Source organism: Paenibacillus sp. (assembly GCF_048976745.1).
Taxonomy (GTDB): Bacteria; Bacillota; Bacilli; order Paenibacillales; family Paenibacillaceae; genus Paenibacillus.
In genome coordinates, this window is sequence record NZ_JBHGUU010000004.1 from 146,376 (window position 1) to 173,308 (window position 26,933).

At 44.7% G+C, this 26,933-nt stretch carries 32 protein-coding genes and 1 tRNA gene; 26 read left to right on the forward strand and 7 right to left on the reverse strand.

What is annotated here, in order from left to right:
- The first annotated feature begins 54 nt into the window (after positions 1–54).
- Positions 55–183 (forward strand): hypothetical protein, encoded by a 129-nt coding sequence (locus tag ACE3K2_RS01585; RefSeq protein ID WP_255319930.1) that lies wholly within the window; start codon positions 55–57, stop codon positions 181–183.
- A gap of 217 nt (positions 184–400) precedes the next feature.
- Here the strand turns inward: ACE3K2_RS01585 and ACE3K2_RS01590 are convergent, their stop codons facing one another.
- Positions 401–667 (reverse strand): hypothetical protein, encoded by a 267-nt coding sequence (locus tag ACE3K2_RS01590; protein WP_421885918.1) that lies wholly within the window; start codon positions 665–667, stop codon positions 401–403.
- A 231-nt stretch (positions 668–898) separates the two neighbouring features.
- On the opposite strand from ACE3K2_RS01590, the gene ACE3K2_RS01595 reads away from it, so the two are divergent.
- From ACE3K2_RS01595 to ACE3K2_RS01635, 9 genes are all read left to right on the forward strand, one after another.
- The gene (locus ACE3K2_RS01595) at positions 899–1,636 is read left to right on the forward strand and encodes a glycerophosphodiester phosphodiesterase (RefSeq protein WP_421885921.1); all 738 of its coding nucleotides are present in this window, start codon (positions 899–901) and stop codon (positions 1,634–1,636) included.
- A 272-nt stretch (positions 1,637–1,908) separates the two neighbouring features.
- Positions 1,909–2,964 carry a FecCD family ABC transporter permease gene (locus tag ACE3K2_RS01600; RefSeq protein ID WP_421885923.1) on the forward strand — a complete coding sequence of 352 codons (1,056 nt, stop codon included), beginning with the start codon at positions 1,909–1,911 and terminating at the stop codon, positions 2,962–2,964.
- A 2-nt stretch (positions 2,965–2,966) separates the two neighbouring features.
- Positions 2,967–3,998, forward strand: a complete 1,032-nt coding sequence (locus ACE3K2_RS01605; RefSeq protein ID WP_421885926.1) for a FecCD family ABC transporter permease — start codon at positions 2,967–2,969, stop codon at positions 3,996–3,998.
- Positions 3,999–4,042: 44 nt separating this feature from the next.
- Positions 4,043–5,758: an ABC transporter ATP-binding protein gene (locus tag ACE3K2_RS01610; protein ID WP_249912174.1), complete on the forward strand. Its 1,716-nt coding sequence runs from the start codon at positions 4,043–4,045 to the stop codon at positions 5,756–5,758.
- A gap of 232 nt (positions 5,759–5,990) precedes the next feature.
- Positions 5,991–6,320, forward strand: a complete 330-nt coding sequence (locus ACE3K2_RS01615) for a hypothetical protein (protein WP_421885929.1) — start codon at positions 5,991–5,993, stop codon at positions 6,318–6,320.
- A 66-nt stretch (positions 6,321–6,386) separates the two neighbouring features.
- Positions 6,387–6,956: a DUF3221 domain-containing protein gene (locus ACE3K2_RS01620; RefSeq protein WP_421885932.1), complete on the forward strand. Its 570-nt coding sequence runs from the start codon at positions 6,387–6,389 to the stop codon at positions 6,954–6,956.
- Positions 6,957–7,004: 48 nt separating this feature from the next.
- Complete coding sequence (locus ACE3K2_RS01625; RefSeq protein ID WP_421885935.1) at positions 7,005–7,400, forward strand: DUF5071 domain-containing protein; 396 nt, start codon at positions 7,005–7,007, stop codon at positions 7,398–7,400.
- A gap of 344 nt (positions 7,401–7,744) precedes the next feature.
- Positions 7,745–7,924 (forward strand): ribbon-helix-helix domain-containing protein, encoded by a 180-nt coding sequence (locus tag ACE3K2_RS01630; RefSeq protein WP_017687382.1) that lies wholly within the window; start codon positions 7,745–7,747, stop codon positions 7,922–7,924.
- A 144-nt stretch (positions 7,925–8,068) separates the two neighbouring features.
- Positions 8,069–8,362 (forward strand): DUF6809 family protein, encoded by a 294-nt coding sequence (locus tag ACE3K2_RS01635; RefSeq protein WP_421885937.1) that lies wholly within the window; start codon positions 8,069–8,071, stop codon positions 8,360–8,362.
- Between the two features lie 221 nt (positions 8,363–8,583).
- On the opposite strand, the gene ACE3K2_RS01640 is transcribed toward ACE3K2_RS01635, so the two are convergent.
- Positions 8,584–9,486: a manganese catalase family protein gene (locus ACE3K2_RS01640; protein WP_091014199.1), complete on the reverse strand. Its 903-nt coding sequence runs from the start codon at positions 9,484–9,486 to the stop codon at positions 8,584–8,586.
- A 261-nt stretch (positions 9,487–9,747) separates the two neighbouring features.
- Here ACE3K2_RS01640 and ACE3K2_RS01645 point away from each other — a divergent pair, with 261 nt between their 5' ends.
- From ACE3K2_RS01645 to ACE3K2_RS01660, 4 genes are all read left to right on the forward strand, one after another.
- Positions 9,748–10,056, forward strand: coding sequence for a hypothetical protein (locus ACE3K2_RS01645; protein ID WP_421885941.1), 309 nt, complete (start codon positions 9,748–9,750; stop codon positions 10,054–10,056).
- Positions 10,057–10,112: 56 nt separating this feature from the next.
- Positions 10,113–10,433, forward strand: coding sequence for a DUF3889 domain-containing protein (locus ACE3K2_RS01650; RefSeq protein WP_036614744.1), 321 nt, complete (start codon positions 10,113–10,115; stop codon positions 10,431–10,433).
- A gap of 194 nt (positions 10,434–10,627) precedes the next feature.
- Positions 10,628–10,849, forward strand: a complete 222-nt coding sequence (locus ACE3K2_RS01655; RefSeq protein WP_421885944.1) for a hypothetical protein — start codon at positions 10,628–10,630, stop codon at positions 10,847–10,849.
- Positions 10,833–11,114 (forward strand): hypothetical protein, encoded by a 282-nt coding sequence (locus ACE3K2_RS01660; protein WP_421885947.1) that lies wholly within the window; start codon positions 10,833–10,835, stop codon positions 11,112–11,114. The genes ACE3K2_RS01655 and ACE3K2_RS01660 overlap by 17 nt, the downstream gene beginning before the upstream one ends.
- A 75-nt stretch (positions 11,115–11,189) precedes the next feature.
- Here ACE3K2_RS01660 and ACE3K2_RS01665 read toward each other — a convergent pair whose 3' ends face one another.
- From ACE3K2_RS01665 to ACE3K2_RS01675, 3 genes are all read right to left on the reverse strand, one after another.
- The gene (locus tag ACE3K2_RS01665; RefSeq protein ID WP_421885950.1) at positions 11,190–11,426 is read right to left on the reverse strand and encodes a DUF3892 domain-containing protein; all 237 of its coding nucleotides are present in this window, start codon (positions 11,424–11,426) and stop codon (positions 11,190–11,192) included.
- 112 nt (positions 11,427–11,538) lie between these two features.
- The gene (locus ACE3K2_RS01670; RefSeq protein ID WP_421886854.1) at positions 11,539–11,982 is read right to left on the reverse strand and encodes a GNAT family N-acetyltransferase; all 444 of its coding nucleotides are present in this window, start codon (positions 11,980–11,982) and stop codon (positions 11,539–11,541) included.
- A 235-nt stretch (positions 11,983–12,217) separates the two neighbouring features.
- Positions 12,218–12,475 carry a hypothetical protein gene (locus tag ACE3K2_RS01675; protein ID WP_421885953.1) on the reverse strand — a complete coding sequence of 86 codons (258 nt, stop codon included), beginning with the start codon at positions 12,473–12,475 and terminating at the stop codon, positions 12,218–12,220.
- A 206-nt stretch (positions 12,476–12,681) separates the two neighbouring features.
- On the opposite strand from ACE3K2_RS01675, the gene ACE3K2_RS01680 reads away from it, so the two are divergent.
- From ACE3K2_RS01680 to ACE3K2_RS01705, 6 genes are all read left to right on the forward strand, one after another.
- A tRNA-Val gene (locus ACE3K2_RS01680) sits at positions 12,682–12,753 on the forward strand.
- Between the two features lie 173 nt (positions 12,754–12,926).
- Positions 12,927–14,600 carry a recombinase family protein gene (locus tag ACE3K2_RS01685; RefSeq protein WP_421885956.1) on the forward strand — a complete coding sequence of 558 codons (1,674 nt, stop codon included), beginning with the start codon at positions 12,927–12,929 and terminating at the stop codon, positions 14,598–14,600.
- 174 nt (positions 14,601–14,774) lie between these two features.
- On the forward strand, positions 14,775–16,985 hold the full coding sequence (locus ACE3K2_RS01690) for a M1 family metallopeptidase (RefSeq protein WP_421885959.1): 2,211 nt from the start codon (positions 14,775–14,777) through the stop codon (positions 16,983–16,985).
- 208 nt (positions 16,986–17,193) lie between these two features.
- Positions 17,194–17,463 carry a hypothetical protein gene (locus ACE3K2_RS01695; protein WP_421885962.1) on the forward strand — a complete coding sequence of 90 codons (270 nt, stop codon included), beginning with the start codon at positions 17,194–17,196 and terminating at the stop codon, positions 17,461–17,463.
- A complete protein-coding gene (locus tag ACE3K2_RS01700; protein ID WP_421885965.1) occupies positions 17,450–18,448 on the forward strand; it encodes a hypothetical protein in 999 nt (332 codons plus the stop codon). Before ACE3K2_RS01695 ends, ACE3K2_RS01700 begins: the two co-directional genes overlap by 14 nt.
- Before the next feature lie 2 nt (positions 18,449–18,450).
- A complete protein-coding gene (locus ACE3K2_RS01705) occupies positions 18,451–19,137 on the forward strand; it encodes a hypothetical protein (protein ID WP_421885968.1) in 687 nt (228 codons plus the stop codon).
- A 126-nt stretch (positions 19,138–19,263) separates the two neighbouring features.
- Here ACE3K2_RS01705 and ACE3K2_RS01710 read toward each other — a convergent pair whose 3' ends face one another.
- A complete protein-coding gene (locus ACE3K2_RS01710) occupies positions 19,264–20,478 on the reverse strand; it encodes a chromate transporter (RefSeq protein WP_421885971.1) in 1,215 nt (404 codons plus the stop codon).
- A 201-nt stretch (positions 20,479–20,679) separates the two neighbouring features.
- Here ACE3K2_RS01710 and ACE3K2_RS01715 point away from each other — a divergent pair, with 201 nt between their 5' ends.
- From ACE3K2_RS01715 to ACE3K2_RS01735, 5 genes are all read left to right on the forward strand, one after another.
- Complete coding sequence (locus ACE3K2_RS01715) at positions 20,680–21,099, forward strand: organic hydroperoxide resistance protein (protein WP_421885974.1); 420 nt, start codon at positions 20,680–20,682, stop codon at positions 21,097–21,099.
- Positions 21,100–21,273: 174 nt separating this feature from the next.
- Positions 21,274–21,840, forward strand: coding sequence for a YdhK family protein (locus ACE3K2_RS01720; RefSeq protein WP_421885977.1), 567 nt, complete (start codon positions 21,274–21,276; stop codon positions 21,838–21,840).
- A 112-nt stretch (positions 21,841–21,952) separates the two neighbouring features.
- Positions 21,953–22,132 carry a hypothetical protein gene (locus ACE3K2_RS01725; protein WP_421885981.1) on the forward strand — a complete coding sequence of 60 codons (180 nt, stop codon included), beginning with the start codon at positions 21,953–21,955 and terminating at the stop codon, positions 22,130–22,132.
- A gap of 481 nt (positions 22,133–22,613) precedes the next feature.
- The gene (locus tag ACE3K2_RS01730; protein WP_278298976.1) at positions 22,614–23,168 is read left to right on the forward strand and encodes a copper amine oxidase; all 555 of its coding nucleotides are present in this window, start codon (positions 22,614–22,616) and stop codon (positions 23,166–23,168) included.
- Between the two features lie 97 nt (positions 23,169–23,265).
- Entirely contained in the window at positions 23,266–23,583 is a 318-nt protein-coding gene (locus ACE3K2_RS01735; protein ID WP_036614722.1) for a DUF1292 domain-containing protein, read from the forward strand.
- A 206-nt stretch (positions 23,584–23,789) separates the two neighbouring features.
- On the opposite strand, the gene ACE3K2_RS01740 is transcribed toward ACE3K2_RS01735, so the two are convergent.
- Entirely contained in the window at positions 23,790–25,265 is a 1,476-nt protein-coding gene (locus ACE3K2_RS01740) for an aminotransferase class I/II-fold pyridoxal phosphate-dependent enzyme (protein ID WP_253442690.1), read from the reverse strand.
- A gap of 176 nt (positions 25,266–25,441) precedes the next feature.
- Between ACE3K2_RS01740 and ACE3K2_RS01745 the strand changes: the two genes are divergently transcribed.
- Positions 25,442–26,734 (forward strand): MFS transporter, encoded by a 1,293-nt coding sequence (locus ACE3K2_RS01745; RefSeq protein WP_421885984.1) that lies wholly within the window; start codon positions 25,442–25,444, stop codon positions 26,732–26,734.
- The last annotated feature ends 199 nt before the right edge of the window (positions 26,735–26,933 follow it).

The window sequence follows — 26,933 nt, forward strand, 5'->3', positions numbered from 1 at the left end:
TGCGCTATCGGACATAGTCTATAGTGTACTTCGATGAAGAGGGGAGTGTCACTGATGAGCGAACTCAAAGGTACAGGTTACGGTTATTGCGGAGGCTTCGGTGGTGGAGCATGGACATCGACAGGTGCAATTCTGGTATTGTTCATTCTGTTGGTTATTATCTCTCGCACATTCATTCTGTAATTCGGTCAATATCCCGGGACGGGGATGACGTTGCAGAGGCAGCGCCCGAATAAAAATGACCTTTCCAAAGAGACGTCGGTATATGCCGGCGTTTCAGGGGAACGGTTTTTTGACGTTTCCAGCATACGTTGAGTGATTGAAAAAGCAAAAACCTGCCCCTGAATAAGGTCAGAAGCAGGAGAGAGCCTCCTGAGCCAATAGCTGCACAACAAGCAGTTTACACCACAACAGCAGTTTGATCCGGATTACCTAACGATTTCCAGGCGATATATAGCCCGATGGCGGCTGCAATTAAGGAGAGTATTGCTGCAACAATAGCCAGCTGATCCAGTGTGTTGGGTGAAGTGGAGTTAAAAGAACGCTGATTACCCGTCTTGCCGGATTTGTTTTTAATATGGACAGATGATCTGGAAAGCCTGGAAGCCGACTGTAACTGGGATGTGTGAGGACGCGTAGGTGTCGATTTTTTCTTTGAGGGATTCAATAGTCAACCTCCTTATAACGGAGTTCAGTGCTTCCATCGTTCATACTATGTTATGTCGAATTTCGGATTGAGTTCGCAAAAATGAGTGAATCCCCAGCCCGTTAGAAGTTGGGCCCGGTCGCTAGTATTAGCGAAGCAAACAACGGATTATACGCTCTGTTAATACAGGTCTAACAAACCGTGTTTATAGTGAGGATCATGGAGTGAAGCTTGAATACAGGAGGCGCTGGAATGAGGAACATGGAGATTATTGCCCACCGCGGTGCATCTGCCGTATGCCCGGAGAACACGATGAGTGCTTTTGAACGGAGTCTGGAGCTTGGAGCGACAGGCATTGAAACCGATGTGCAGATGACGAGTGATGGCAGACTGGTACTGATTCATGATGAGACGTTAAGCCGAACTGGTGGCGCAGATGGCTGGGTTAAGGATACGAATTACGATGAATTGCGCACACGGGATGCCGGTTCCTGGTTCCATGCTGATTTTGCCGGAGAACGTATTCCTTCTCTGGAGGAGTTATTTAAGCTGGTACAGGGGAGAGGAACCCTGCTTAATCTGGAATTGAAAAATGGTATTGTGAGTTATAAAGGGATGGAAGAGAAGGTTATACAGACGATCCGTGACTGGAATCTGGAGCAACAGGTCGTGCTGTCCAGCTTCAATCATGCTTCGCTCGTGAGATGTAAACGTCTTGCCCCGGAGATTCGTACAGCACTTCTATATATGGAAAAGTTGTACCGTCCCTATGATTATGCGTCTAAACTCGAAGCTTCCGGCCTTCATCCCTACAAGCTGGCAGTTACACATGAAGATGTTGCTGCTGCACTGGCACATGGTATTGTTACCTATCCATTTACGGTGAATGATCCTGCCGAGATGCATGCCATGATTGACATGGGTGTGCAAGGGATCATTACCGATGTTCCGGATGTCCTCGCATCTTTGCTTACGGTACATGCCCGTTAAATGAGTCTGTATTTTACATGTTCTACATATGCAATGATAAGGCTGTGTTCGAGCTTTTGGGCTCCTGCACGGCCTTTTTGCGTGTGAAATTGTGTGCAAATCTTCATATATGCAATAAACATGTCCTATTTGTCCATTGCCAGAGTCTATGGATTCACTTACAATGGTCTATGGGAATGAGAATCAATATCATTAAAGTTTGGTATTTATAGAGAGGTGATTGTTATGTACATAGGTTTGAGCCACTCCACTCATAACGAGGGTGGGCGCGTATGAGTTCACAAGCTTCACCAGAAAAACATAATCCGGATTCACCCACAGCGAAGATACATACTCGTCCATGGGCAGCCACACTTATTCTTACAGGGGGAATCTTGTTACTCGCTCTGGGGATGGCGTTGTCCATTTCTTTTGGCGCTGCGGATATTCAGCTTAGTGTGGTCTGGAAGGCCATCTTTGATTTCAATCCGGAGTTGACTCCACATCAGATCATATGGGAGATTCGATTACCACGTATCCTTGGCGGAGCAATGGTAGGTGCATGTTTCGCTGTAGCTGGTGCGATCATGCAGGGCATGACTCGTAACCCGCTGGCCGATTCAGGTCTGCTTGGGTTAAATGCGGGAGCTGGATTTGCGCTTGCCGTTTGTTTTGCCTTTTTCCCTGGCTTGCCATTTATGTATATCATCATGTACTCCTTCCTTGGAGCAGGGCTTGGGGTTCTGTTGGTATATGGTTTTGGTGCAGCTTCCAAATCGGGTCTTACACCATTGCGTCTTGTGCTTGCAGGTGCGGCTGTCTCAGCAATGTTGTCGGCACTCAGTGAAGGGATTGCATTGTATTTCAGAATTGGACAAGATCTGGCTTTCTGGACAGCCGGTGGTGTAGCCGGAACGAAGTGGTCTCAACTTGAGGTCATGTTCCCATGGGTACTCGCTGCGCTAATCGCAGGTCTTCTCATCTCCCGTTCCATTACGCTGCTTAGTCTCGGAGAAGATATTGCCGTGGGCTTGGGGCAACGTACGGGGCTGATCAAGCTCATAGGCCTGATTGTTGTACTGATTCTTGCGGGTACGGCTGTGTCCGTGGTAGGTGCGGTCGGTTTTGTCGGACTCATTATTCCCCATCTCACGCGAAAACTGGTTGGGGTCGATTATCGCTGGATTATCCCATGTTCCGCTGTGATGGGCAGTTTGTTGCTTGTATTTGCGGATCTGGCTGCACGTATGATTAACCCACCGTACGAGACGCCAATTGGCGCGTTGGTTGCCCTCATCGGGGTACCCTTCTTCCTATATCTGGCGCGTAAAGAAAGGAGGAGCCTGTAACGATGGAATCCTCAACAATAGTTGGAGCAGAGCGCAAGAAGAGAACCAAAGGTACGATTGTCCTCATTGTACTTGCCCTATTCATTATTACGGCTTTTGTGGTGAGCATGAACACAGGTTTTACCAAGCTTTCGCCGCTTGAAGTGATGCGTACCCTGTTTGGTGGAGGCACGGCGAAACAGGAATTGATCCTGTTTGAATTCCGTCTGCCACGTATTGTGATTTCGGTGCTGGTCGGAGCAGGACTTGCGTTATCTGGTTGTATTTTGCAGGGGGTATCTCGGAATGCGCTGGCAGATCCGGGGATCCTCGGAATTAATGCAGGTGCTGGCCTGGTCGTCATGTTATTTGTTTCCTTTTTCCCGACAACAACAGCAGCGCCGGTATTTCTTTTGCCCATTCTGGCCCTGATCGGTTCCGGTTTTGCTGCATTTCTGATCTACGTTCTCTCTTACAAAAAAGGAGAGGGTATCCTGCCTACACGTATGCTGCTTACAGGAATCGGGGTAGCGGCGGGAATCAGTTCTGCCATGATCGTGCTTACCTTAAGGCTTAGCCCGGAAAAGTATCAATTTGTAGCTACCTGGATGGCAGGCAGCATCTGGGGTTCAAACTGGAAATTTGTAACGGCATTACTGCCGTTTCTAATCATTCTTGTACCGCTTGTACTGTATAAGGCACGTGTATTGAATGTGCTGAATCTGGGTGACCAGACTGCCAGCGGACTCGGGACTCCAGTGGAGCGTGAGCGACTGATCTTGCTTGCGGCTGCAGTAGGGCTTGCCGGCTCATGTGTATCTGTGAGTGGGGGGATCGGTTTTGTGGGTCTGATCGGGCCGCATCTGGCGCGTCGTCTGGTGGGTCCAAAACATCAATTCCTCTTACCTGCATCGGCCTTGATCGGTTCATTGCTCGTACTGGTTGCAGATACGCTGGGCCGTGTCATCCTGCAGCCTTCGGAGATTCCTGCGGGTATCCTGGTTGCCATTATTGGTGCGCCATACTTCCTGTATCTCTTAAGCAAGACGAAATAAAACGTAATCATTATGGTGTGATTGCATAAGGAGGACTTCAGTCCATGCTTCGCCGTTTCTTTGCCTATTACAGGCCTTACAAAAAGCTCTTTATTCTTGACTTCAGCTGTGCGATTCTGGTCGCGCTGCTGGAACTGGCTTTTCCACTTGCAGTCAACCGGGTAGTTGATGATCTGCTGCCAGGCGGCCGCTGGGACTGGATTCTATGGGCATGTCTGGCATTGCTCGGCATCTACTTCCTGAATTCATTCCTGAACTTTGTGGTTACCTATTGGGGACACAAGCTGGGCATTAACATCGAGACGGATATGCGTAAAAGTCTGTTTAATCATGTGCAGAAGTTATCGTTCCGTTTCTTCGATAATACCAAAACAGGACACCTCGTATCCCGCATGACGAACGATCTGATGGATATTGGTGAGATTGCCCATCATGGTCCGGAGGATGTATTTATTGCGGTCATGACACTGATTGGTGCATTCAGCATCATGATGAGCATTAACGGAAATCTGGCGGTGTTAACCTTTATCATCGTACCCTTGATTATTTATCTCTCGCTCTACTTTGGTAGCAAAATGTCCAAGGCATTCAGCCGAATGTTCGGAGATATTGCGGATTTCAACGCTCGTGTTGAGAACAATATCACAGGGATCCGTGTTGTTCAGGCTTTTGCCAATGAAGAGCATGAAAAAGCACAATTTGCTGTGAACAACGGTCGTTTCCGTCAAACGAAACTAATTGCATACAAAATCATGGCCTGGAACTCCTCTGTCAGTTATATGCTGATGAAGCTGGTATCCCTCTTTGTCCTGGTATGCGGAACATGGTTTGTCATTAACGGCAGTATGACCTACGGTCAGTTCATTGCATTTATTATGCTGTCCAATGTGTTCCTGACACCCATTCAGAAGATCAACTCGGTTATTGAGACGTATCCGAAAGGGATTGCAGGCTTCAAACGTTATACGGAGCTGCTTGATATGGAACCGGATGTGGAAGATCGTCCAGGAGCCGTATCGGTATCCCATCTGCGTGGAGATATTCGTTATGAGCAAGTGACCTTTGGTTATTCGGATCAGGAGCCTGTGCTCAAAGGTATCGATCTCAATGTACATGCAGGGGAAACTGTGGCCCTCGTCGGTCCATCGGGTGCAGGTAAAACAACGCTGTGCAGTCTGCTGCCACGATTCTATGATGTGCTGGAAGGTCGCATCACGATTGATGGGCAGGAGATACAGGACATGACGCTGGACTCCTTGCGCAGTCAGATCGGAATTGTACAACAGGATGTATTCCTCTTTGATGGAACCATTCGCGAGAATATTGCCTACGGTAAGCTGGATGCATCCGAAGAAGAAATCTGGATGGCTGCCAGACGTGCACAGATGGAACCTTTGATTCAATCGATGCCGGAAGGGCTGGATACGTTAATTGGTGAACGCGGCGTGAAGCTGTCCGGTGGACAGAAACAGCGCTTGTCCATTGCCCGTATGTTTCTGAAAAACCCGCCAATTCTGATCTTGGACGAAGCAACATCCGCTCTGGATACAGAAACGGAAGCAGCCATTCAGCAATCGCTGGCTGAGTTGTCCGAGGGCCGGACCACACTGGTCATCGCCCACCGATTGGCTACGATTAAAAATGCAGACCGCATTATTGTCGTTGCTGAACAAGGCATTACGGAGCAAGGACGTCATGAAGAATTACTCGCAGCAGGTGGGGTGTACAGCCGCCTTCACTATGCGCAGTTTGGTGCGTAACCTGTTCGATGTGGATGTAACAATGTAAATACAAGAAGTAACGCCATCGTTCTTGACTTGGAAGGGGTCAGGACGTTGGCGTTATTTTCTTTTTCATGGTTCGGGCGAGAGTCTGCGGTGCAACGTTATTGTCAGCCTGTGGTCATGGATATGGAAACGGGTAATATAGTTAAGAGAACGCTTAACGTGTAAGATATGTTCATCATCTTGCAAGATGTAGGAGGTGCACGATATGCAGTTGAACGATATGCTGAAAATTCTTATAACCTGTCTATTATTTATTCTGATCTGGTGGCTTCTGACTCAAGGGATTCGCAAACTTTCCAGTACTCGCGAGGGGGCCGGTTTTCGACGCTGGGGCGCATGGTCCATTGGACTTTTCATAGTTGGCGCTGTGCCACTCGGTTTTTCATTGTACACGGAGATCTTTGATGAGCGCCTGGATGCCAACATCGGTTTGGGGCTTGCCATGCTGTTTGTATGGGCCTACTGTGTGATCTTGTTGTGTGCGGCATTGGTGGTATGGGGCAGGTATGTGTACAAAAGGGATATGAAGAAGTGAATGCAACAATAATCTGATACGGAACGTCAAATTTGGGAAGAGGTGTTATTAAAGGGGGATGTATATATGACCAATCTTCGTCGAGTCCTCATACTGCTCTCAATCCTGATCGTGTGCCTTACTGGATGTTCAGGATCAAACGAATGCAACTCTGTGCAGACTCAAGCCAATGCATCAAGTGAAAAGGGCTTCACTGGATATGTGGTTGAACGCAAAGACGATTCCATTCTTGTTGTTGATCCTGCTTATCAAGATCATGGTTCGAATGGAGAAGAAAGTCGGTACTATCCGGCAAAATGGTTCTCCAATGCGCCTGGTCCGCAGATCGGCTCATATGTTGAAGTCTGGACGGATGGAAGGCCGGAAAATCAGCCTTATCCCGGGCAGGCCAGAGCAGATAAGATAGCGGTATCTTGTCCAGATACGCCAGACGGTGCTCATCTAAGTGAAGCGGACGCAATTCGGGGCGGACTATACTCACCAGATGGAGCAAAGGTACGTGTTCCTGTGATTGAAGATGTACAATTTGATCATGATGCAGGAGCGTGGACGATTCGCATGAGAGATGCGATGTCAACGACGGAGAATCAAGATGAGATGGATATCAGCGTAGAGGATGTGGAGCCAGTCGAGTAACAAGAGGCAATTTCATTTTGCAAATGATAGATGAGAAAGAAAAATTAAATGGATATTAGGGCGTGTCTTCCCCGCGACAAATTTGATTTTGAAGCAGTTAGCAAGTTAAATGAATTTGGTAATGAAGAGTTGAAAGGCATTATTCCAGAACTTATGCAGTGGTTACAAGACGGGAATTGGCCAATCTCTAAGCCGGTAGAGGATCTATTATTGAGATTGGGAGAGGATTTAATTCCTCATATCAAGGATGTATTACAAACCCAGGATCCACAGTGGGAATATTTCATTTTGGTGGGGTTAATTGATCGATTGCCTGTATCTCATCTGAGTATGCTACAGACGGATCTGGTAAGGATATTGGAGTCCCCTACACCTAGTGAGGTACTTGAGGAGTTGGATGAGGTTATCTTTGAGCTTTTGGAAAAAATGGAGGTACACCGATGAGAGATCAGTGGAGATGGAAGTTTGGATACATAAAAACAGGTAATCAACTTTCTAAGAAAGACTGAAATATGGAAGATGTAGTGATAAAAATGCTAAAACACCAAATTTTTCTTTCTACTTCTTTGCGTGTCTCCTGAATCTTAATGGTTACTCAATAAAAGTACTCTAACAACCTTGAGCGCCTAGCCGTTCAAGGTTGTTTTTTTAATCATTCAAACGGTTTACAGACTATAGATTTATCTATGAATCTGCTGTCACAAAAACGAACGTATGTTTTACAAATACATTGACTTTTTGTCCTGACAATAATATATTGTTGTCAGGACAAAAAAAGAGGTGAAGCAATGTCCGCCAAAAAGATGGGGCGGCCTAAATCTGACAAACCCAAAAGCAGAACGATTGAGATACGTGTTGATGAGGAAATTATGAACAAGCTCGATATTTCGGCTGAGAAGCTGAATACGAATCGATCAGACATCGTTCGCAAAGGGATTGAGAAGATTTACGACGAACTCCAAAAATGAAAAAAAGGAAGCAGCGTAAGTCCCACGAAGAACACCGCTGCTTCCTATCCCGCAATCACTACGAATGAGCGACTGCATAAATATCCTACCATGTGCAGAACGTTCATTCAAGTGAGCTGCGAATTGATATACAGGAGGATGCACATGAATTCGATAGTAGAAGCATTATATAATGGACGACTTCGACCGGATGAGATGATGATGCCGACACATCCTGAATACCAAGCGTTAGGACGGCAGATTGCAGCTCTGACAGAGCAGTGGAAGAATCGATTGAGCGAGGAAGAATTCCGTGAGCTTGAACAGTTATTTGACTTGTGTGGCAGATGTGAGGGCATGCATACGGAAGCAGCGTTTGCACAAGGTTTTCGTTTGGGTGCCAACATGTTAATTGAAGTCATGAGTCAGCGTGAGGAATCGGTGATGGAGTTTAACTAAGTTTAACGATGTGAACAGAGATCCGGTTTACTTTTACAGCTAAATTCTCAGGAAATGACGTGCATACAACATACTTATTTTTCACCATAAAATGGTATCATAAATTTAGTATAACAAAGCCCTCCAACTCTCTCTGCATTCAGCAGCAGGGTTGGAGGGCTTTACTTAAACATAGAGTTAACAATATATATAGGGAAAGAACCTGTTAAACAAATTGTTCCTTAATCCGCAATATTCCCAGCCATCTTCAGACGACGTGCAATTTCTTTAAAGTCTTCTTGCGATATACCCGGTGCGAATTCTTCCTCGACCGCAGGAGCTTCCGGAATCGGGAATCCTTCAGGTATCCCTTGGATGACTTCAAGAGGTTGTCCATCTTCGGGGTGAGTCCCTTTCCAGATCTGGCCGATCGCATTGAAGTCTTTATCACTATAGGTGTACAGCTTGGTGTGAACCCCTTTTTCTTCATATTTACGAGCCTCGTTGAAGGCTTTGTTATTCAATGAAGGAATAGGTACCAACTTGGTCACATTTACGCCAGTTGCAATCTCAAGTGCTTTCGCATATGCGACGACATGCACGCCACCACGTACCAGCAGGAAACCAACCACTTCCCGGGCTGCCGGGTGATCTGTCATCTCATATACTTTCATCTTATGGGTACGAGCACCACACTCGAGGAAGAAATTATGAAGCAGATCTTCGACCAGATTGCCGCTGTTGAAGACGTTTGCTCCCGTCCATGGATTACCCATGGAGTCAAAAGGCATTGCGCCTTGTGCACCTGCCAGATAGTGATATGACAAACGAGCATCTTTCACGGAACCTAGCGGCGTATCGTCGGGTTCTTTGTACTCGGTTGAACCTCTGAGGCATTTGTTAATGCCATGAGATACAAGCTCAACATGTCCCAATTCTTCGGCCGTGATACTCATGACCAGGTCATAGAAGGGCTTCAGTTTTTCCTTGGATCGAAAATTAAACGATTGATAGAGGTAGTTGTTCAACGTTGACATTTCTCCGAATTTGCCGCCGAGCAATTCTTGTATGGCTGCTGCAGCATTCGGATCTGGCTTCTCGACATTGGGAATCTCAATCAGGATTTCATCCAAGCGTTTGAACATTGGGGTGTAACCTCCTCAAAGTGGTATTGCAGATCGTGTAAGGTTTCATGATCGCGAGATCACTCAGTCATGGCCTATTACACATATTTTGGATTTTTTAAACAAAAAATCAACCAAATGGGACTTAAGTATCGCATGACATATGCCCCAGCTCTTATCTCTTTTGTTATTTCCAATACAGTGATTTTTATGTATAATCAAACATTCGAACGACTTCAAGTTACAAGAGAATGGAGTCATAAATCCATAAAGGAGTAAGAGATGAACAAGCGTTGGATACAAATAGTTGGGATTGTGATGTTTCTAATGATTCAGATGTACATAAGCAGCGAGCCTGCCACAGCATATGTGGTTACGAACGAGGTTCAGGTGGATGAAGATACGCGGGAGTTACTTGAAAAGAAATACGGGTTGGAACGTCCTCAGGAACCACAGACACAACATCCCTTTTTCTCGGGTGACTGGGGAATGAGTTTCCGAATGGAGACTCCTGATTCGTTTGACCGGCTTGTTCATGTGGTTCCTTTTTCCCTACGGCCGCTGGCCTGGATCTTTCGTTTATTCGTGTAAAATGAAACCCGGACGGGCAATATAACAGAAACATATTGTCCCAAGGAGTGAGTGAAATGAGAATGCTCATCGTTACCGTCATGTCGGTAGTCCTGAGTTTAGCCGGAATTACATCAGGCACAGGCGCCGCCATCCCTGATTATGCGAAGTGGGGAATTATAGCGGTCAAAGAGACACAGACCAAGTATAATGTGGATATTTTGGACTACAAGCATATCGGTCGTACCTCTTTAACAGCAGATCAATCACGGGAGCAGTTCAAGTTATGGGTTCGTGCCAAAGACGGCAAGCAATTCGCGGTCTATGTGAATGTTGATTTTAATCCATCTACACAGCAGTTAAAGAAAGTACAATTTTCGGAATCGGATCGACACTGATCCGTCACTGAACCGGGTGCTACAAGTCATGTTGTCATATCGGCAGTATTATTAGAGGAACCAGACTCCCTTGATCATTAAGGTGAAAGTCTGGTTTTTTTATTTTACAAAATCCTTTTTTTACTATTGAATAAAGAACTTATGTTCGCATATAATATAAAATACAAACAAACGTTCTTATCGGAGGGATGATTATGCTAGGGAAATATATTGGCCAGATGGTGGAGCTTGTCTACATGGATCGTGCAGGGCAGATAACGCAGCGACAGATTCGAATTAACAGTGTACGTGGCGGGATGATTAGAGCATCAGCGGGAAAAGAAGGCTCACCCAGAACCTTTCTGGAGCAAGGTATTCTGGCATGGCGTCCTGTTAAGGACCTGAATGAGGAGGTAAAGTATGCTGAACGACTTTGAACGCAAGATTTTGCGTATTATGGTGAATTATGCAGGGCAACGGCGCAGGCTGCCGCGTATGGATGAATTGGAGACCAAGACGGGACGAAGCAGAGCTTACATTCATGAGTCATTGCTGGAGCTTGAACGCACCGGGCACATCGCGTGGGAGAATCGGTCTACTCTCGAAGGGATACAGATTTTGCAGGCATGGGAACAGGTACAACAGCCGATTCGTAAAAGCCATCCTTCCGGGGGCTCCGTAAAATATTTTACGGACTATTAATTCTAATAAGAAAACGCCAACCCGGATATCCGGATCGGCGCTTACTGTGTCACACGTACGACATGTGCATCTATTTTAGAAATGGGGAAGTTGGTCCAGGTTGTTTGTTGGGTCACCGTCGGCATCGCCGCGAATGTACATTTCGCCATCCTTGCCTTTAAATACATTCACGCCGGCAATAGCGCCAGCCTTTACTTCGGCAAGTGCCTGCTGATAATCCAGTACACGTCCTGATGAAGTCTGAAAGGCCGTCAGGTCACCGTCGCCATTTTTCTGTACGGCTGTGAAACTCTCGCGTGTTGTTTGATCCATGATGTCACACTCTCCTTATATGACGAGATAGGAATCTGCTTACCTGATTAGCCTATCCGAATTCAGCGGAAGTATGCACCATATGCTGATAAGACCTGCCAACGCCTAGGTTTTACAGGCTCTTTCTCATACGAACATGCAGAATATCTGCATCATAAAAAGGTTCTTCCGAAATCACTTCATAGCCCAGTTTTTCATAGAATTTCTGTGCCTGACATTGCGCATCCAGTACAGAATAGGTTAAGCCGAGTTCACGTGCCCGCTCCTCCATCGCGAGCAGAAGCACACGTCCATAACCAAAAGAACGATAAGACTCAAGCACCGCGATCCGCTGCATTTTGGCCGTATCCTTGCTGTAGTAGATCAGACGTCCTGTGGCTACAGCTTGTCCATCCGTGCTTAACAATACATGATGCACATCTGGACTTATGACATCATATTGATCAATCTCAATCTCGGCAGGCACCTGTTGCTCGATCACAAAAACGTGATGGCGAATTTCCAGGGCTTGCTTCAGTTGCTCTTCTGTCGATACATAACTAATCTCAGCTGCCAATTCCATTCCTTCTTTCTGCTCTTGCGCGACATATCAGACTGAATTATACAAAAAAATGTTTTTCCTGTATAGTGAAGTCTGGAACATATTGGGAGAGGAGGGGGTAGTGATGGGCATGACAGGCATCATGGTCATTACATTGTTAATGTCAGCGGGAATGATTGCTCTATTGTATTATGTGACCAAGAAAGCATACTCACGCAAGTGGGATGAAGAGGAGTAATTCATCGGTTCTTCACGGCAGGACTTCACTGGTTCCTCGCGGAGAATATACATCTTGAATGACAGATTTGGAGTATACGTCCAGCCAGACGGGAAGAGATTCAACGCTCTCATTGGGTTGTTTTAGCTGTTGGAATTGAACCGTATGTTCATCCCGCTCCAGGCCGCAACCAGTAACGGTGGTAATGAGAATCAGTAACCCAGCGTAGAGAAAGAAGCTTTTCGTAAATGTATGTTTAAGGGATGCTAACCGTTTTGTTAAGTTTCTCATAGCGAATTCACCTCGTTGTCTGAAATGGTAATCTTTCCTTTATTGTGCACCATTTCGGGTGAATTATAACCAAATAAATCATTGACAATGAACACGGTTACTTGATATGATACTGTTACTTGATTGGGAAATAATTATATATCATGATCTGTTAGCTCAGCTAAAGATAGCATTAGGATCGTGATGGATACATCTTAATTTATTACAGGGCGATAGCTCAGCGGGAGAGCATTATCTTGACAGGGTAAGGGTCGTGGGTTCGATCCCCACTCGTCCTATATGAAAAATGAAAGGCAACTTCTTTTGAGAATTATATCTCAAGAGGGGTTGTTTTTTTATATAACATTATGGCCACCTCCAATAATATATGTAGGTGGTTTTTGTTGATCATAAATATACTTAATGGTATAATTTGGGTAAATTTAAATAGTTAAAGTAGTTATAACTATCGATGAAAATAATACAGAAAAAAGATATGGTGGTTGATGGAATGGGACAAATAAAGCGTGTTGCAGCGCTATATCGAGTATCTACAAAAGGACAGATGGACGGAAACGATATTCCAATGCAGCAACGAGCATGTAGAAAGATGGTAGAGAAACAAGAGGGATGGAAGCTAGTTAAGGAATATACCGAAAAAGGGGTATCTGGTTTCAAAGTACCTGCTTCGAAGCGTGATGTTATACAACAGGCTAAAGAAGATGCAGAGAATGGCTTATTCGATGTCTTGTTGGTATTTATGTTTGATAGGCTTGGAAGAAAAGATGATGAGACTCCCTTTGTACTTGAGTGGTTTGTAAATAAAGGGGTTGAAATGTGGTCTGTAATAGAAGGTCAGCAAAAAATTGAAGCTTACACCGACCGGATGGTCAACTTCTTAAGATTCTGGCAGTCAAGCGATGAAAGTAGGAAGACCTCTGACCGTGTCAACGAAAAACATATACAGATGGTCGAAGATGGTGTTTTTAGGGGAGGAGGTATTCCCTACGGGTATAAAAGTGTTGATTCCGGTAATGTAAATAAAAAAGGAAAAGCACTGCAAAAACTGTGCAAGCACGAAGAAGAGTCAAAGATCGTACAAGAAATATTCCGACTAGTACTTGAAGAAGGTTACGGACAATTAAGAATAGCTAAACTTCTAAACGAAAAAAATGTTCCGACAAGAAAAGCAAAACAATGGGGTGCTCCAACTGTAAACGTTATACTTAAGAATCCAATTTACAAAGGAGTGATGAGATACAGAAAAGAAGAAGGGGACGATGTATTTTCAAAACCAATCCCTGAATTAATGATAGTGTCAGAAGAGGATTGGAATAGTGTACAAGATATAAGGGATAAAAAGAACCCTAAGAATCCAAACAGAAATGAAAATTCCATTCCCATGAGCACACAGGGAAGTTTACTTTTGACTGGAATAGCCAGATGCGGTTGTTGCAATTCTAGATTGACTACGACTACATTTGTAAATAAATACAAAGCAGCTAATGGAGAAATAGTTAGATACAATCAGAATAAAAGTTATCGTTGTAGTGGAAAATTGCAAGGAAAGACGGATTGTAATGGACAGGCAACATTTTCTTCAAAGAAGGTAGAGACACAAGTCTTTAAAATGGTGGATGAATACTTAAGTCAACTCAGAACAATAGATTTCCAATCAGAAATTGAATCATTGAAAAAGAGAATTTCTAATGAAGAAGAGGAAAAGATTAAAACAATGCAAAATTTACTGGAAGAGCACTATGAGGAGCTCGTGGCACTAAATACTGAGGTTCCAAAAGCTATAATGGGTAAGAGCGCATTCAAGCCAGAAATGCTCAATGGTCTTATCGAGAAAAAAGAAAACGAGATTCAGAAAACTTCTGAAGATATTAAGGGAATAGAGAAATTATTATCCACTAAAAAAATGGAGATATCAGAGATGGAGACTCTAAAAGATTATCTCCCAGTTTGGCGAGATGTGTTTACAAATGCTTCTATAGAAAAGAAGAAAATGATGTTATGCACATTGCTTGAGGTGGTCTACATTAGCAAAGATAAAATATTGGTCGAAATCAAGAGCGGAATAAAAGAATTACTCGGTCATCTATACAGAAAGAGTAAGGGGACTAAGAGCTCGCTTATTTGACAGGGTAGGGGTCAGTGGTTCGAGCCCACTACAGATCATACACGAGAAGCCTTACGATGTAAGGCTTCTTTTCCTTTTTTTAAACAAAACTTAAATAAAACATAAATTCAACGTAAGGTTTCTCTTCTATACTTGGTTCTGAGGTCAACATAGAACAGGAGAAGGAGAGAACTTATGAATTATCCAAGTCCATTTACATCAAAGTTAGCCAGAGTAGGGATCGCGGGTACACTGGCTTTAATACTGGCAACAAGCCCACTTGCGAACATGGGGGTTGCCGTCGCGGAAGCAGTCCCAACACCTGTATCTACGAAGATACCTATCACACAGAAAGACTCCTTAGAGCAGTCCCCGATTCAATACCAGATCCAGGCTCGGTTGAATGAGAAGGAGATGACGATCCAGGGGAGCGAGAAGGTGACATATCGCAACACAAGCAAGGATGCACTCCAGCAGCTGGTCCTGCATACATATGCTGATGCGAACCTTTCCAAGTCTACACAGGCGACGATGTTTCAACAATTTAATGAAATGATTAGCAGCGATAATCCGGATAAGAAACCAGAAGATTTTCTTGGAGGAATCGATATTCTTGCTGTAACTGAAGGTGGGCAATCGCTGGATTTCCATAAGGAAAACCAAGCGTTGACCGTGCAGTTGAAAGAGTCCATTCAACCAGGCGAATCGGTAACATTTCAATTGGAATTCCATCTGAAGATACCTTATGGCTCACAGCGAGTGTCTTATTACAAGGATATAATCAATGGTGCACACTGGTTCCCGGTGATGTCTGTATACGATGAAGTCAAGCATCAGTGGAATAAGGCACCGTATAGTCGAACATTCGAGAGCGATTATTACACCTCGTCGGACTATGAAGTTCAATTCAATGTGCCTGATAAATATCAGGTAGCCATGCCTGGCTCTATCACCACTCAAGACAGTACAGAACATGGACGTAAGATTGTGTCTGCTGTAGCCGAGAATACGAGAGAGTTTGTTTTCTTTGCCAGTCCTAATCTTCAAGTGGAGCGCGCTACCCGTAACGGTCTGACGGTGGAATACTATTATTTCAACGATGATCCATCCAAGAAAGAGATCGTTGACCGGTATATTAATCAGGCATTTAAGGTCATTGATTTCTATAGTGAGAAATACGGCAAGTATCCCTATCCTGAGTTCCGAATTGTCGAAACGTATGTACAAGGCGTTGCCGTGGAATATGCGAGGCTGATTCAGATGGGACAGATTCATGATGGCGCGGTTCCAGAAGAAGATATAACTTTTGTTCATGAAATAGCGCATCAGTGGTTCCATGCATTGATCGGTAATAACTCGGAGACAGAATCCTTTCTGGATGAAGGTTTTGCCGATTTCTCCATGGTGTATTTTGCCGAGAAACAGGGAGATAAGCTAAATGGTTTTAGATCCATACAGTTTGATACTGCGCCCGTAGATATGACCATTGCATCAACAAATGATGAAGTAGGGGACTTGGCCAATCTGCTCTACTATCAAAAAGGGCGACAAGCGATATACCAGCTTTACCGTTCCGTCGGTGAAGAGAAGTTTGATCACTTTATGCAAGAATATTTCAAACGATACGTGTACCAAAATGCGACGATTGATGGACTTCTTCATACCATCGAAGATGTGCTTGGTAAGGAAGTACGTACCGAAATGCAAGCGGCCCTATATCAGCCTGATTTCGTTTTAAAGCCTGAATACCAATTATCACAGGAAGAGACCGCCGCATATGTGCATGATATCTTTCAAGCGCAGTATCAGGCTGTCATGGGTATGATCCCTAATCTGCCTTATGAGGTGATGAGTCGATTGATGGACAAAGTCCTTCAAGGCGAGGAATTAACCATTGTGCTCAGTGATAAGGTGAGTAAGCTTGCAGCTAAGCAGCAGGAAGATATGGTTGATCAGTTGACTGGATTCCTTGATATGAGCGGTATACGGTACGACGTTGTACGGGATCGCAAGGAACTGAAGCAAAAGATGAAAAAAGAGATCGGTAACAGCAACCTTATTGTCTTTGGCAATGCCAAGTCAAACGGATTGGTACAGGCTTTAAAATCCAACATTATCGATCGGACAAAACAGACCGGTTTCCCTTGGAAGAATATGATGAATCAACCTCTCACCGCTGGTGCATATGTTATCCAACATCCCTATAACCAGAATCGATTAATGCTTCATTATTTCTGGAATGAGGATCATCTGAGTGATGCGGCACTTGAAGCTTTTAAACTAAAAATACAGGAGTCTATCGGATTCACCAATGACTTTTACCAGTACTATGTATTGGATAACCAGGGCAAGCAGAATTCCGATAAAAAAGTAGCGAATCCCATATCTTCACTTTTTGCGGAGTAATAAGGAATTGGTTTTGCAGTTTCTTCGTTCAACAGGTTAGCCAATTTGTATTGGTTAGCCTGTTTATGTTTAGTCATGTTTAACAAGCAAAACATTAGTTATACGAAACCAGACTTAGAATAATAGGCTGCAAGATGGGCATAATGCTTTAACACAAAGGGAACTTCATGAATATACTTATCGGGAGAAAACAATAGGAGGGATTAATATGAAGAATCAACATTATCCGGGCGTACGAATGAAAGGGATGTTTGCTGATTACAACGGTAAAGGAAATAAAGGAATGAATAAAATGAAAGCGTATTCATATAGTGCTAGAATTCGCCCTATCATTCGTGTTACTCAGGAGTCAGCTGCGAATGAGGGTAATGTTGTTGATTTTTCAATCCTATTAAAGGACACTTCGGGTGTTTTATATTCGCGACCGGCAAATGGTAACTTACTCACAAAGGAGTTGAGTTCCCATGTCTATGACTGAAAATATTGCTCAGGCAGCGCTGGACGCAGCGATGAAATCGAACAGGGCCATTGCGCCTTATGATTATTGCGATGCAGAATCGAGACGGATGTACACGCCTCAATTTGATAAAAAAATGGACAATCCTATATATACCGCTGCAATGGCGGGTCTTCAATCGATCTATTGGTTTCGGGCGGTCAAAGTGAAGGGGCTTATCCCTGATGCAAAAGCAGATTATTATGCTACGTACTCCACCAACCATAATAACATCGGAGGAATTGGACTAGCCTACTCTAACAGCCCGACAGGACCATGGACCAAACACGGACAGGTATATCTCGATACTGTGGTTGGGAATTCGACCGAAACGCCATTTGTGATCTGGAACGATGAAGAACAATTGTTCTTTATGTATTATCAACAAAACGGACTGGGGATCAATCAATCAACGGCACTTGCAACCTCTGTAGACATGATTAACTGGACAAGAGTGGGTTTGATTCTGGACAAACCTCCCGGTTTCCCAGGTGATGGTCATACCGGTTACTTCTCGTGTTTTAGAAATGGGGGCAAATGGATCGGTTTCTCGGTGATGGGCGGCGGTGACTTTGGCCGTAAATGTATCTGGTATTCTCATGACGGACGTAGCTGGTTAGCTGATCCAAGACCATTAATGGGTGGTAATGATGCGACGTTATCAGCAGAAGAAAACATTTCAAGACCCAATGCTGGTGTATTTATGTATAAAGGGAGCATGTGGTGGCTGGGCATGTTATCTGCTTATGCTTCCGGTGGGGTTACAACTGTAGCTCGGCCTGCTATTGCCAAGATCAGCCCAGACTTGCGTCAGCTGCTGGACAAACCTTCAGATATATATTTTCCGGCATTGAATTGGGAAACGACCAATATGCAATCCTTGATGGTGTCCGTTATGGACGGCGTAGTGTACGTGTATTACAATACCGATCATAATATCGGTGTAGCCTATTCGGTGGGGGTGTAGAGATGCTTATACGTGATGCAACAGGTCAGATCGTGCCCTTTGGAAAGGTCCATAAACAGCTTGTGGCCGATTTTCTTTACGGAACGTTACCGGATTGGGTGGAGGTGGTGGGTACCCCTACGTTTGAGCCTTTGCCTGACAGAGGAACCATAACCGTTACAACACCGACTACGGCAGGAGCCACGGCAGAGTTGAAAATGAAACATCTGATTGACAGCTCGAAAGTAACCGCTATTGCATTTACTTTGGAAGCGCTTCAATTAAACGGGAACATTGGAATTTCAGTTCAGGTTGGCATTAAATCGAAGGACAGCAAGGCCGGAATCACTTTTTTTCAAAACGTTAATCAGAAGTATGGGATGGTCCGTGCCTATAAGGCAGATGGAACGTACACCGATTTCAAGCAAAACATGGTGTTCTTCACCACACATGGCGTGGCGGGAGATGAGGCACAGAACCGAAAGAATCTCACTGTGCTGCTCTGCACCGGATTACAGTTCTCGGCGGGGCTCGAGAGACCTTCCGTGTGGCTTGGTGCGGATGATCAGTATGGAGGTGTTGCTGCTGACCTCAGTGGTGGGTTGTTCCAACATGGAGAACTGCAATGTCTGTTGAAACTCACCACAAGTAAGGCCGAGGCCAAGTATTTCAAATGTGCACAGATGAAAGTGGATATCTGGAGTAACTGATTGTTGGAGTGTTGAAGAGAATAAATCAATTATCTGCATGGATCGGTAAAAAGACATACTTGCAGGGATGGGTACCTAAACACGTACGCTTCGAACAGGAAGTGTAATGTCAGGTACCTTTTTTATTTAGAGAAGATTCATGATTGTACCGCCTGCTGCACCAGCAACAACAACGATCCACGGTGGTACTTTCCAGAAAACAAGCATTAGAAACAAAATGCACATGAGTGCAAAATCAACAGGAGTCAGGATCGCAGTTGTCCAGAGCGGATCGTACAACGCAGCCAACAAAATACCTACTACGGCTGCATTAATGCCGATTAATGCTCCTTGGATTTTCAAGCTTTTACATACAGAATTCCAGAAGGGCAATACGCCTACGATCAGAAGAAATGCTGGCAAAAAGATAGCGATCGTTGCAACCAAAGCACCTGGAACCCCACGCATCATCGCACCTAAATAACTGGCAAAGGTGAACAATGGTCCAGGTACAGCTTGTGCTGCTCCATATCCCGCCAAAAAGTCGGACTTGTTCATCAGACCTGTAGGTACGAATTCACGTTCCAGTAACGGAAGTACAACATGCCCTCCACCAAATACAAGTGAGCCTGAACGGTAGAAGCTATCAAAGAATAACAGCCATCCCGAACGATCAAATGGTGTGAGTACCGGAAGAAGAATCAGGATTCCAAAGAACGTAACCAAACAGACGATTGCCAACTTACGACTCATAGGGACAGACAAGTCTACTGTATTAATCGCTGTCATTTTTCTAAAATGGATCATACCTATCATGCCTGCAATAACAATAAAAAGGATTGGGGTGAACGCAGTTGGCCACACAAGAGTCGCCGCTGCAGTAAAGATAGCGATGGTTGCCCTGTAACGGTCAGGAGTTAATTTTTGCCCCATACCCAATATCGCCTGAGCAACAATAGCTACAGCAACAATTTTCAGACCGTGAATCCAGCCCGTACTGCTGATATCAAATCCTTGCAGAAGGAAAGCAAACAATACCAACGCCATGACAGAAGGAAGTGTAAAACCAAGCCAAGCCATCAGTCCCCCCAGCAATCCGCCGCGGATGATGCCGATTCCAATCCCGACTTGACTGCTGGCAGGCCCGGGCAAAAATTGACATAGCGCAACTAAATCTGCATAGCTTCGTTCATCCATCCATTTTCTACGGCGAACATATTCTTCATGAAAGTAACCGAGATGAGCGATCGGTCCCCCAAATGAAGTCAGGCCGAGTTTGGTGGATACAGCCAATACCTCAGAAAGTGCCCTGACTTTATTAGGTTTGGGCTTGTCCGCGGTTAGAAATGAATTATTCTCCAAACGTGTTATTCCTCCTAACCTTAATTAATTTCATTATAATCCTCCTCATCGCTATTCATTTAAACGCAGCATTAAACTATATTATTTTTATATTAACTATTTACATACGCAATTTAATTGTGTACAATGTAATTGTTAGCGATAGAAAAGAAATCGAAATGTAGTCAACATAAATCTAAAAAACCAAAGGAGTTTTCAACCATGAAAACATTATATGAAACAACAGTGATTAATACAGGCGGACGTCAAGGAATCGTACAATCCCCGGATAACGTGTTTATGATGGATGTTGCGGCACCGCCTGAACTCGGAGGACAAGTGACGACAGCGACGAATCCGGAGCAGTTGTTTGCAGCAGGGTATAGTGCATGTTTTAACTCCGCATTGGAGTTCCAATTGAAGAAACACAAAGTTGAAATTGAAAGAAGTACTGTAGCTGCAACCGTGATGTTGGTGACTGATTCTGAGGATAACGGCGTGAAGCTTCAAGTCGATTTGGAAGTTAAAATTCTCGGTCTGGATGAGGAGACAGCACAGAAGTTTGTGAAACTTGCCCATGACTACTGCCCATATTCCAAAGGAATTAAAGGGAACGTGAATGTTAACGTGGAACTGGCGTAATCATTGAAACGATTTGTTGTTATAAGAAGCCTCCGAGAAATCGGAGGTTTTTTTGTATTATTTTGCTTCATTGTAAGATGTACTTTGCCCAGAAAAAGAATAATGATGATTGAAATATACCTATAGGGGGTATAATGAATGATACAAATAGAATTAAAGGAGTGCAAAACAAACATGAAAAAATATTTACTGACCCTATCGACTATATTAATTACAGGCAGTTTGATTTTGAGTGGATGTGGCAAGGAGACTCGGCAAACTATTGAAAGTAACGATGACAGCCATACAGCAGCCGCAGGTGAGATGCACCATTCTGAATCGGGAGAGCTACCGGAAGGTCTGCGGGAAAAAAACAACCCCACCTACCCAGTAGGAAGCCAGGCGTTGATGAGTGCCGACCACATGTCAGGCATGAAGGGGGCAAAAGCAAAGATCGCTGGAGCATATGAAACTACGGTATATGCCGTTACGTATACGCCAACCACAGGCGGAGATCCCGTGCAAAATCATAAATGGGTGATCCATGAGGAAATACAGGACCATACGGATCAATCGTATGTGACAGGTTCTGAGGTAGTGTTGAGCGCTGATCACATGAAAGGGATGAAGGGTGCGAAGGCCACCATTGATTCTGCTGAAGAGACAACGGTATATATGGTTGATTATACCCCGACAACAGGGGGAGATTTGGTTAAGAATCACAAATGGGTCACAGAAGAAGAATTATCTTCTATTCAATAGATCCATTGGTATAGAAACAGCCCTTTTTATACAGAAAAATTAATTTCATACTCAATTATGGGTTATAATGGTATTAAGATTACACAAAACTGCTAAAAGGGGAGTGTACTTTATGATGGATTTTAGCAAACCACCCCATGGCTCTGAGACCGATACACACCGTCATCGTCATCAGGAGAATGAACAGAAATACCTGTCCGGAGGCAAGAGCATTTGGTATGAAATCAGCAACTGGCTCATTGTCGGAGGTATTCTCCTTGTCATATTTTTAGTAATTAAATACGTTTTTTAAATAGACCATAGACACACAACCGGGCGAATCCCCATATGATGCATTACATCAGTAAGCACTTGGGGAAATGGGGAATCCGGGATGGCAAAGGCAAAAGGAAAGAAAGCTCCCGCATTAAAGAGTGACAAAATTCGTGTATCCATGAAGTTGGTCACTTCGGATGTATGTGAGAGATGTAAGACACCATGTACGCGAGGCATGGATTATGCTGCACGTATGAGAATTGAAGGGGCTTTAGGCAAGGGCGTTCCTTGTATATTGACCCGGCATACTTCTTCATAACTCTTCGTATAATCCCGTGTATATAACAATTATAGATCAGGGGCATCCTTTAATGTGGATCGCCTCTTTTTGTGCATTCCAAGGGGTGGAAAAAATTCTGGATAAAAAATGAAAAATGATGAAAAACAGCGCAACTTTGTGGATGAATCTACAGTATAAATGTACAACAGCTAGCAGCAGGGGAGGGAATATTGACGGGATGAAATGGAAACGAATATTGCTTTGTGTCACGGTATTCTCCTTGCTCGGCGGGTCTTTATTGTTTGCAGATTCGGTGAACGAGAAGATTCGTGTTCTCATTAACGGCAAGGAAGCAGCTGATGGAGGTTATCTCATTGATGGAACGACCTATGTACCTGTGAGGGAAGCCGGAGGCGTCGTCAAATGGGACAGCAGTAACAAGAGAGTAACGGTGATCAAACCGAATGTACATATTTTTCTCTTCAAGGGAGACACTGTATTTGGCAACGTTAACGTAGGTAAGCTGAAATTCAATGTATTTTCACAAGTGGACAGTCTGACAGCAGATGTAGCTGCGGTGAAAGTAACGATTACCAATCCGAGCGGTCAGGTGAAGGATATCCAGTCCCAGGAGCTTACAACACAGAAGGATAACTTCTGGTTCCGCACATATGATTTTACGTACGATTTCAGTCGTGCCGGCAAGTATCAAGTCGGCTTTCATATTAAAGAAAATGCAAACAGCAATTACGTTCTGGTAGCAGAGAAAATCATTACAGCGCTGAACGATTGAAGCGAAAATAACCCTGTGAGTTAAATTGACCTGGGTCATTGAACATGTTACGATATGCAAGGTTACACAATTTCTATTTATAAAGCGAGGTATTTCAATGAGCGATCACACACATGAACACGGCGATGGCTGCGGATGCGGGCAAGACCACGACCACGACCACGAGCATGAAGAAGTCCTTCTCACATTAACAGACGAGAACGGCCAAGACGTGGAGATGGTTTTGGTGGAGACGTTTGACGTGGAGAAGCATGTTTATGCGCTCCTGCTGGAACGTAACAATCCTGAAGCTGACGGCATCATCCTGCGTATGGAAGAAGAAGACGAGGAAATGGTGCTCTACAATATTGAAGACGAAGAAGAGTGGAACCGCGTTGAAGCGGCTTACAACGAACTCGTTGCATCACAAGAATAGTCATTCTTTTGGAACATAACATGAAGGCTCCTTGATTTCAGGGGGCCTTTTGTTTGTTTTTAAGAGGTGTATGAGCATTTGTATGATCGTTTTGAACGACGAAATAGACGGGAAAATGCAAACTCGCTTGTCCTACAACATAAAAAAAGACCAAGCGTAGGCTTGGTCCTTTAGATTTATCCCCTGCATAGCGCAATGGGGCTGTTTTAGAAAATGGCATCGGCTTCCACGATCACTTTAACATTGGTTACACTGCGATCTTCGGGTCCTTTGACAGGCAATCCAACTTCGACATGATCGATAATATAGTCGATGTTCTCTTGGGTAATAACCTCACCCGGTAACAGGATCGGAATTCCTGGCGGATAGACATAGATGAATTCAGAGATAATACGTCCTGCGGATTCCTTAAACGGAATCACTTCGGTATCACCATAGAATGCATCACGTGGCGTCAGCATCAACTGTGGAATATCCGGAACTTTGACTACCAGTTCATGAGCCGGGTTCACTTGATAATAGGTACGGGAGAGATCCTGCAACGCGTTCAGCAAGATATCCACGCTGTCATCCGTATCTCCTGGCGTGATGAGACACAGAATATTGTACATATCACTAAGTTCGACTTCGATGTTGTAATGCTCACGCAGCCAGTTCTCTGTCTCATATCCTGTAATACCCAGATGGCGCACATGGATCGTTACTTTGGTTGGATCATAATTGAAGGTTGCTTCTGTACCCAGCAGTTCTTTGCCGAAGCAATACAGTCCATCCATATCGTTAATCGAACGTCTGGCAAAATCGGCTAGATCAATTGCTTTCTGTGCAATCTCACGACCATGGAGTGCCAGGTTACGTCTTGATGTGTCGAGTGAAGCAAGCAAAATGTATGAAGTTGATGTTGATGTGAGCAGACTCAGGATTGTCTGTACACGCTGTGGATTCACGAACCCATTCTTCGTGTTCAGGTTGAGTACGGAACTCTGTGTCATGGAGCCACCAAGCTTGTGAACACTGGTTGCAGCCATATCGGCACCTGCTGCCATCGCAGACAGTGGCAGATCCTCATGGAAATGAATGAGTACGCCATGGGCTTCATCAACAAGCACAGGGACTTGATAACTGTGTGCCAGCTCAACAATTTCTTTTAGGTCTGTAACCACGCCGTAATAGGTCGGGTTAATGACAAGCAATGCCTTGGCATCCGGATGGCGCTCAAGTGCACGACGGATAGACTGTGTGGTCACTCCGTGGTCAATGCCCAGATTGGCATCTTGTGAAGGAGATACAAATACGGGTTTGGCGCCTGAGAAAATAATGGCGGACAAAACCGATTTATGCACATTCCGGGGCACAATAATTTTGTCACCCGGTGAGCATACAGATAGAATCATGGTCATAATGGCACTGCTTGTGCCTTGTACACTAAAATAGGTATAATCGGCTCCGAAGGCATCTGCTGCCAAAATCTGTGCTTCCTGAATGACACCAGTTGGCTGATGCAGGTCATCCAGCGGTGCGATGTTAATCAAATCTATGGAGAAGGCATTATCGCCAATAAATTCACGGAATTCGGTATCCGCTCCCAATCCTTTTTTATGGCCCGGAATATGAAACTGTACCGGATTGAGTGCCGCATGATTTTTTAAAGCGGTAAACAGCGGCGTACGGTGGTGATTCATTATTGCTGTCACAACCCTTCCTAATAAAATTGGTAAACAAAGATGAGTATAGCAAATTAAGACCCGAATGCAACAGTATAATCGACAATTTTTTAAATTGCCGAGATTTGGTCACATTCCCCACGGTTACACTAAGGATAGGGAATAGGCAAATGAACACCGAAAGGGGAAAAAGAATGCAAACTGACACAAAACCAGTCAAAATTTTGCGATCACCATTTTTTATCGCGATGTGGCTGACACTTTTTCTGGTTGAAATTATCAAAGGAGCCCTACTGGTAGCTGTTCTGCCCGTGTATATGGACAATATTCTGGGTCTCTCCGCGGGTGTGATTGGTGTGGCATTTGCTCTTCAATATCTGGGAGATAATCTATTCCGGGCACCTTCCGGCTGGGCAGCAGAACGGATCGGGTTCCGTGCAACGATGGTCACAGCACTAATCTGTACCTTAATCGCTGTTATTATGATCCTTTTTCTCAAAAGTGCTGTTGGACTGGCCTTGGCCTGTCTGATTCTTGGTATTGGTACGTCACCGCTCTGGCCTTGCGCCATGACAGGGGTGACTGCGATGTCAGGCCCACAGAACAAGAATGGTACAGCAATGGGGGCGCTGGAGATGGCCGCTCTGGGCGGTACAGGCCTTGGGCCAATCGGCATGAACTGGTTGCTGGAGCGTACACATCATGATTATCGCACCATATTTCTGGTGTTGATGGGTTGTGCCATTCTCGTTATTCTGGTGGCCATGATTCTTCCTGGACGTGTCATTGTTGAAGGAGAGCATGCCGAGCAGGCGGCGAAGAATAGAGATGTGAAATATCCAGCCAAACCGAATTTGCTCACGCCGTTCATACGGCTGCAAAAGAGTGTGAAGGACACACTGCAAAGGGTTCGCAGCACGCTTAATGTTAATCCACTGGTGTATCCTGCCTTGTTTATGCAATCGTTTGTCATTGGACTGCTCAGTCCAGTCATCACGCTATATACACGCACGGACCTGCATATCTCACCAAACCTTTACAGTTTGTTGCTGATTGCGGGTGGTGGAATCACCGTTATTGCCTTACTGCCTGTAGGTAAAATGGTAGACAGGTTTGGTACGAAACCGTTCCTGAACATTGGTTTTTTGATGGCTGCGGCGAGTCTGTTCGCGTTTTCGTCCATAACCTCCATTCCGGTGGTGTTTGGTGTTGTTATGCTGGTGGGCATCAGTTATGCCATGATTCTGCCCGCTTGGAATGCTTTTGTAGCCACACTGATTCCCAAAGGAGAGCGGGGAGCGATCTGGGGATTTTTTCTCACACTCCAGGGATCAGGCATGGTTGTAGGCCCTATTGTTTCCGGTCTGCTGTGGGACCACGTTAGCCATCCGGCCCCATTCATTGGCAGTGCCATCGTCATGGCAGGACTTGCCGTTGTGCACTTTGTGTTATCCCGCAATCCGTTTCGCACCGCTCCAGCCAAATAAGTGAAAAAACAGGGAGTTCCGTTAACCAACCTGGTTGTGGAACTCCCTTTTTTGCGTCCGTTATATCATGATAATCGGGGGCTTGCCCCTGTGCGTCTGCGGAAAGCTGCAATCCTGCGGTCCTTTCGATGAAAAATAGTCAAATAACCAAGTACCCTTACATAAAATGAAGTATAAAATAGGGTAAGCCGATTGAGTA

Coding starts and splice junctions, on each gene's coding strand:
- ACE3K2_RS01585 (WP_255319930.1), top strand. CDS start 55: ATGAGCGAACTCAAAGGTACAGGTTACGGTTATTGCGGAGGCTTCGGT.
- ACE3K2_RS01595 (WP_421885921.1), top strand. CDS start 899: ATGAGGAACATGGAGATTATTGCCCACCGCGGTGCATCTGCCGTATGC.
- ACE3K2_RS01600 (WP_421885923.1), top strand. CDS start 1,909: ATGAGTTCACAAGCTTCACCAGAAAAACATAATCCGGATTCACCCACA.
- ACE3K2_RS01605 (WP_421885926.1), top strand. CDS start 2,967: ATGGAATCCTCAACAATAGTTGGAGCAGAGCGCAAGAAGAGAACCAAA.
- ACE3K2_RS01610 (WP_249912174.1), top strand. CDS start 4,043: ATGCTTCGCCGTTTCTTTGCCTATTACAGGCCTTACAAAAAGCTCTTT.
- ACE3K2_RS01615 (WP_421885929.1), top strand. CDS start 5,991: ATGCAGTTGAACGATATGCTGAAAATTCTTATAACCTGTCTATTATTT.
- ACE3K2_RS01620 (WP_421885932.1), top strand. CDS start 6,387: ATGACCAATCTTCGTCGAGTCCTCATACTGCTCTCAATCCTGATCGTG.
- ACE3K2_RS01625 (WP_421885935.1), top strand. CDS start 7,005: ATGGATATTAGGGCGTGTCTTCCCCGCGACAAATTTGATTTTGAAGCA.
- ACE3K2_RS01630 (WP_017687382.1), top strand. CDS start 7,745: ATGTCCGCCAAAAAGATGGGGCGGCCTAAATCTGACAAACCCAAAAGC.
- ACE3K2_RS01635 (WP_421885937.1), top strand. CDS start 8,069: ATGAATTCGATAGTAGAAGCATTATATAATGGACGACTTCGACCGGAT.
- ACE3K2_RS01640 (WP_091014199.1), bottom strand. CDS start 9,486: ATGTTCAAACGCTTGGATGAAATCCTGATTGAGATTCCCAATGTCGAG.
- ACE3K2_RS01645 (WP_421885941.1), top strand. CDS start 9,748: ATGAACAAGCGTTGGATACAAATAGTTGGGATTGTGATGTTTCTAATG.
- ACE3K2_RS01650 (WP_036614744.1), top strand. CDS start 10,113: ATGAGAATGCTCATCGTTACCGTCATGTCGGTAGTCCTGAGTTTAGCC.
- ACE3K2_RS01655 (WP_421885944.1), top strand. CDS start 10,628: ATGCTAGGGAAATATATTGGCCAGATGGTGGAGCTTGTCTACATGGAT.
- ACE3K2_RS01660 (WP_421885947.1), top strand. CDS start 10,833: ATGCTGAACGACTTTGAACGCAAGATTTTGCGTATTATGGTGAATTAT.
- ACE3K2_RS01665 (WP_421885950.1), bottom strand. CDS start 11,426: ATGGATCAAACAACACGCGAGAGTTTCACAGCCGTACAGAAAAATGGC.
- ACE3K2_RS01675 (WP_421885953.1), bottom strand. CDS start 12,475: ATGAGAAACTTAACAAAACGGTTAGCATCCCTTAAACATACATTTACG.
- ACE3K2_RS01685 (WP_421885956.1), top strand. CDS start 12,927: ATGAAAATAATACAGAAAAAAGATATGGTGGTTGATGGAATGGGACAA.
- ACE3K2_RS01690 (WP_421885959.1), top strand. CDS start 14,775: ATGAATTATCCAAGTCCATTTACATCAAAGTTAGCCAGAGTAGGGATC.
- ACE3K2_RS01695 (WP_421885962.1), top strand. CDS start 17,194: ATGAAGAATCAACATTATCCGGGCGTACGAATGAAAGGGATGTTTGCT.
- ACE3K2_RS01700 (WP_421885965.1), top strand. CDS start 17,450: ATGTCTATGACTGAAAATATTGCTCAGGCAGCGCTGGACGCAGCGATG.
- ACE3K2_RS01705 (WP_421885968.1), top strand. CDS start 18,451: ATGCTTATACGTGATGCAACAGGTCAGATCGTGCCCTTTGGAAAGGTC.
- ACE3K2_RS01715 (WP_421885974.1), top strand. CDS start 20,680: ATGAAAACATTATATGAAACAACAGTGATTAATACAGGCGGACGTCAA.
- ACE3K2_RS01720 (WP_421885977.1), top strand. CDS start 21,274: ATGAAAAAATATTTACTGACCCTATCGACTATATTAATTACAGGCAGT.
- ACE3K2_RS01725 (WP_421885981.1), top strand. CDS start 21,953: ATGATGGATTTTAGCAAACCACCCCATGGCTCTGAGACCGATACACAC.
- ACE3K2_RS01730 (WP_278298976.1), top strand. CDS start 22,614: ATGAAATGGAAACGAATATTGCTTTGTGTCACGGTATTCTCCTTGCTC.
- ACE3K2_RS01735 (WP_036614722.1), top strand. CDS start 23,266: ATGAGCGATCACACACATGAACACGGCGATGGCTGCGGATGCGGGCAA.
- ACE3K2_RS01740 (WP_253442690.1), bottom strand. CDS start 25,265: ATGAATCACCACCGTACGCCGCTGTTTACCGCTTTAAAAAATCATGCG.
- ACE3K2_RS01745 (WP_421885984.1), top strand. CDS start 25,442: ATGCAAACTGACACAAAACCAGTCAAAATTTTGCGATCACCATTTTTT.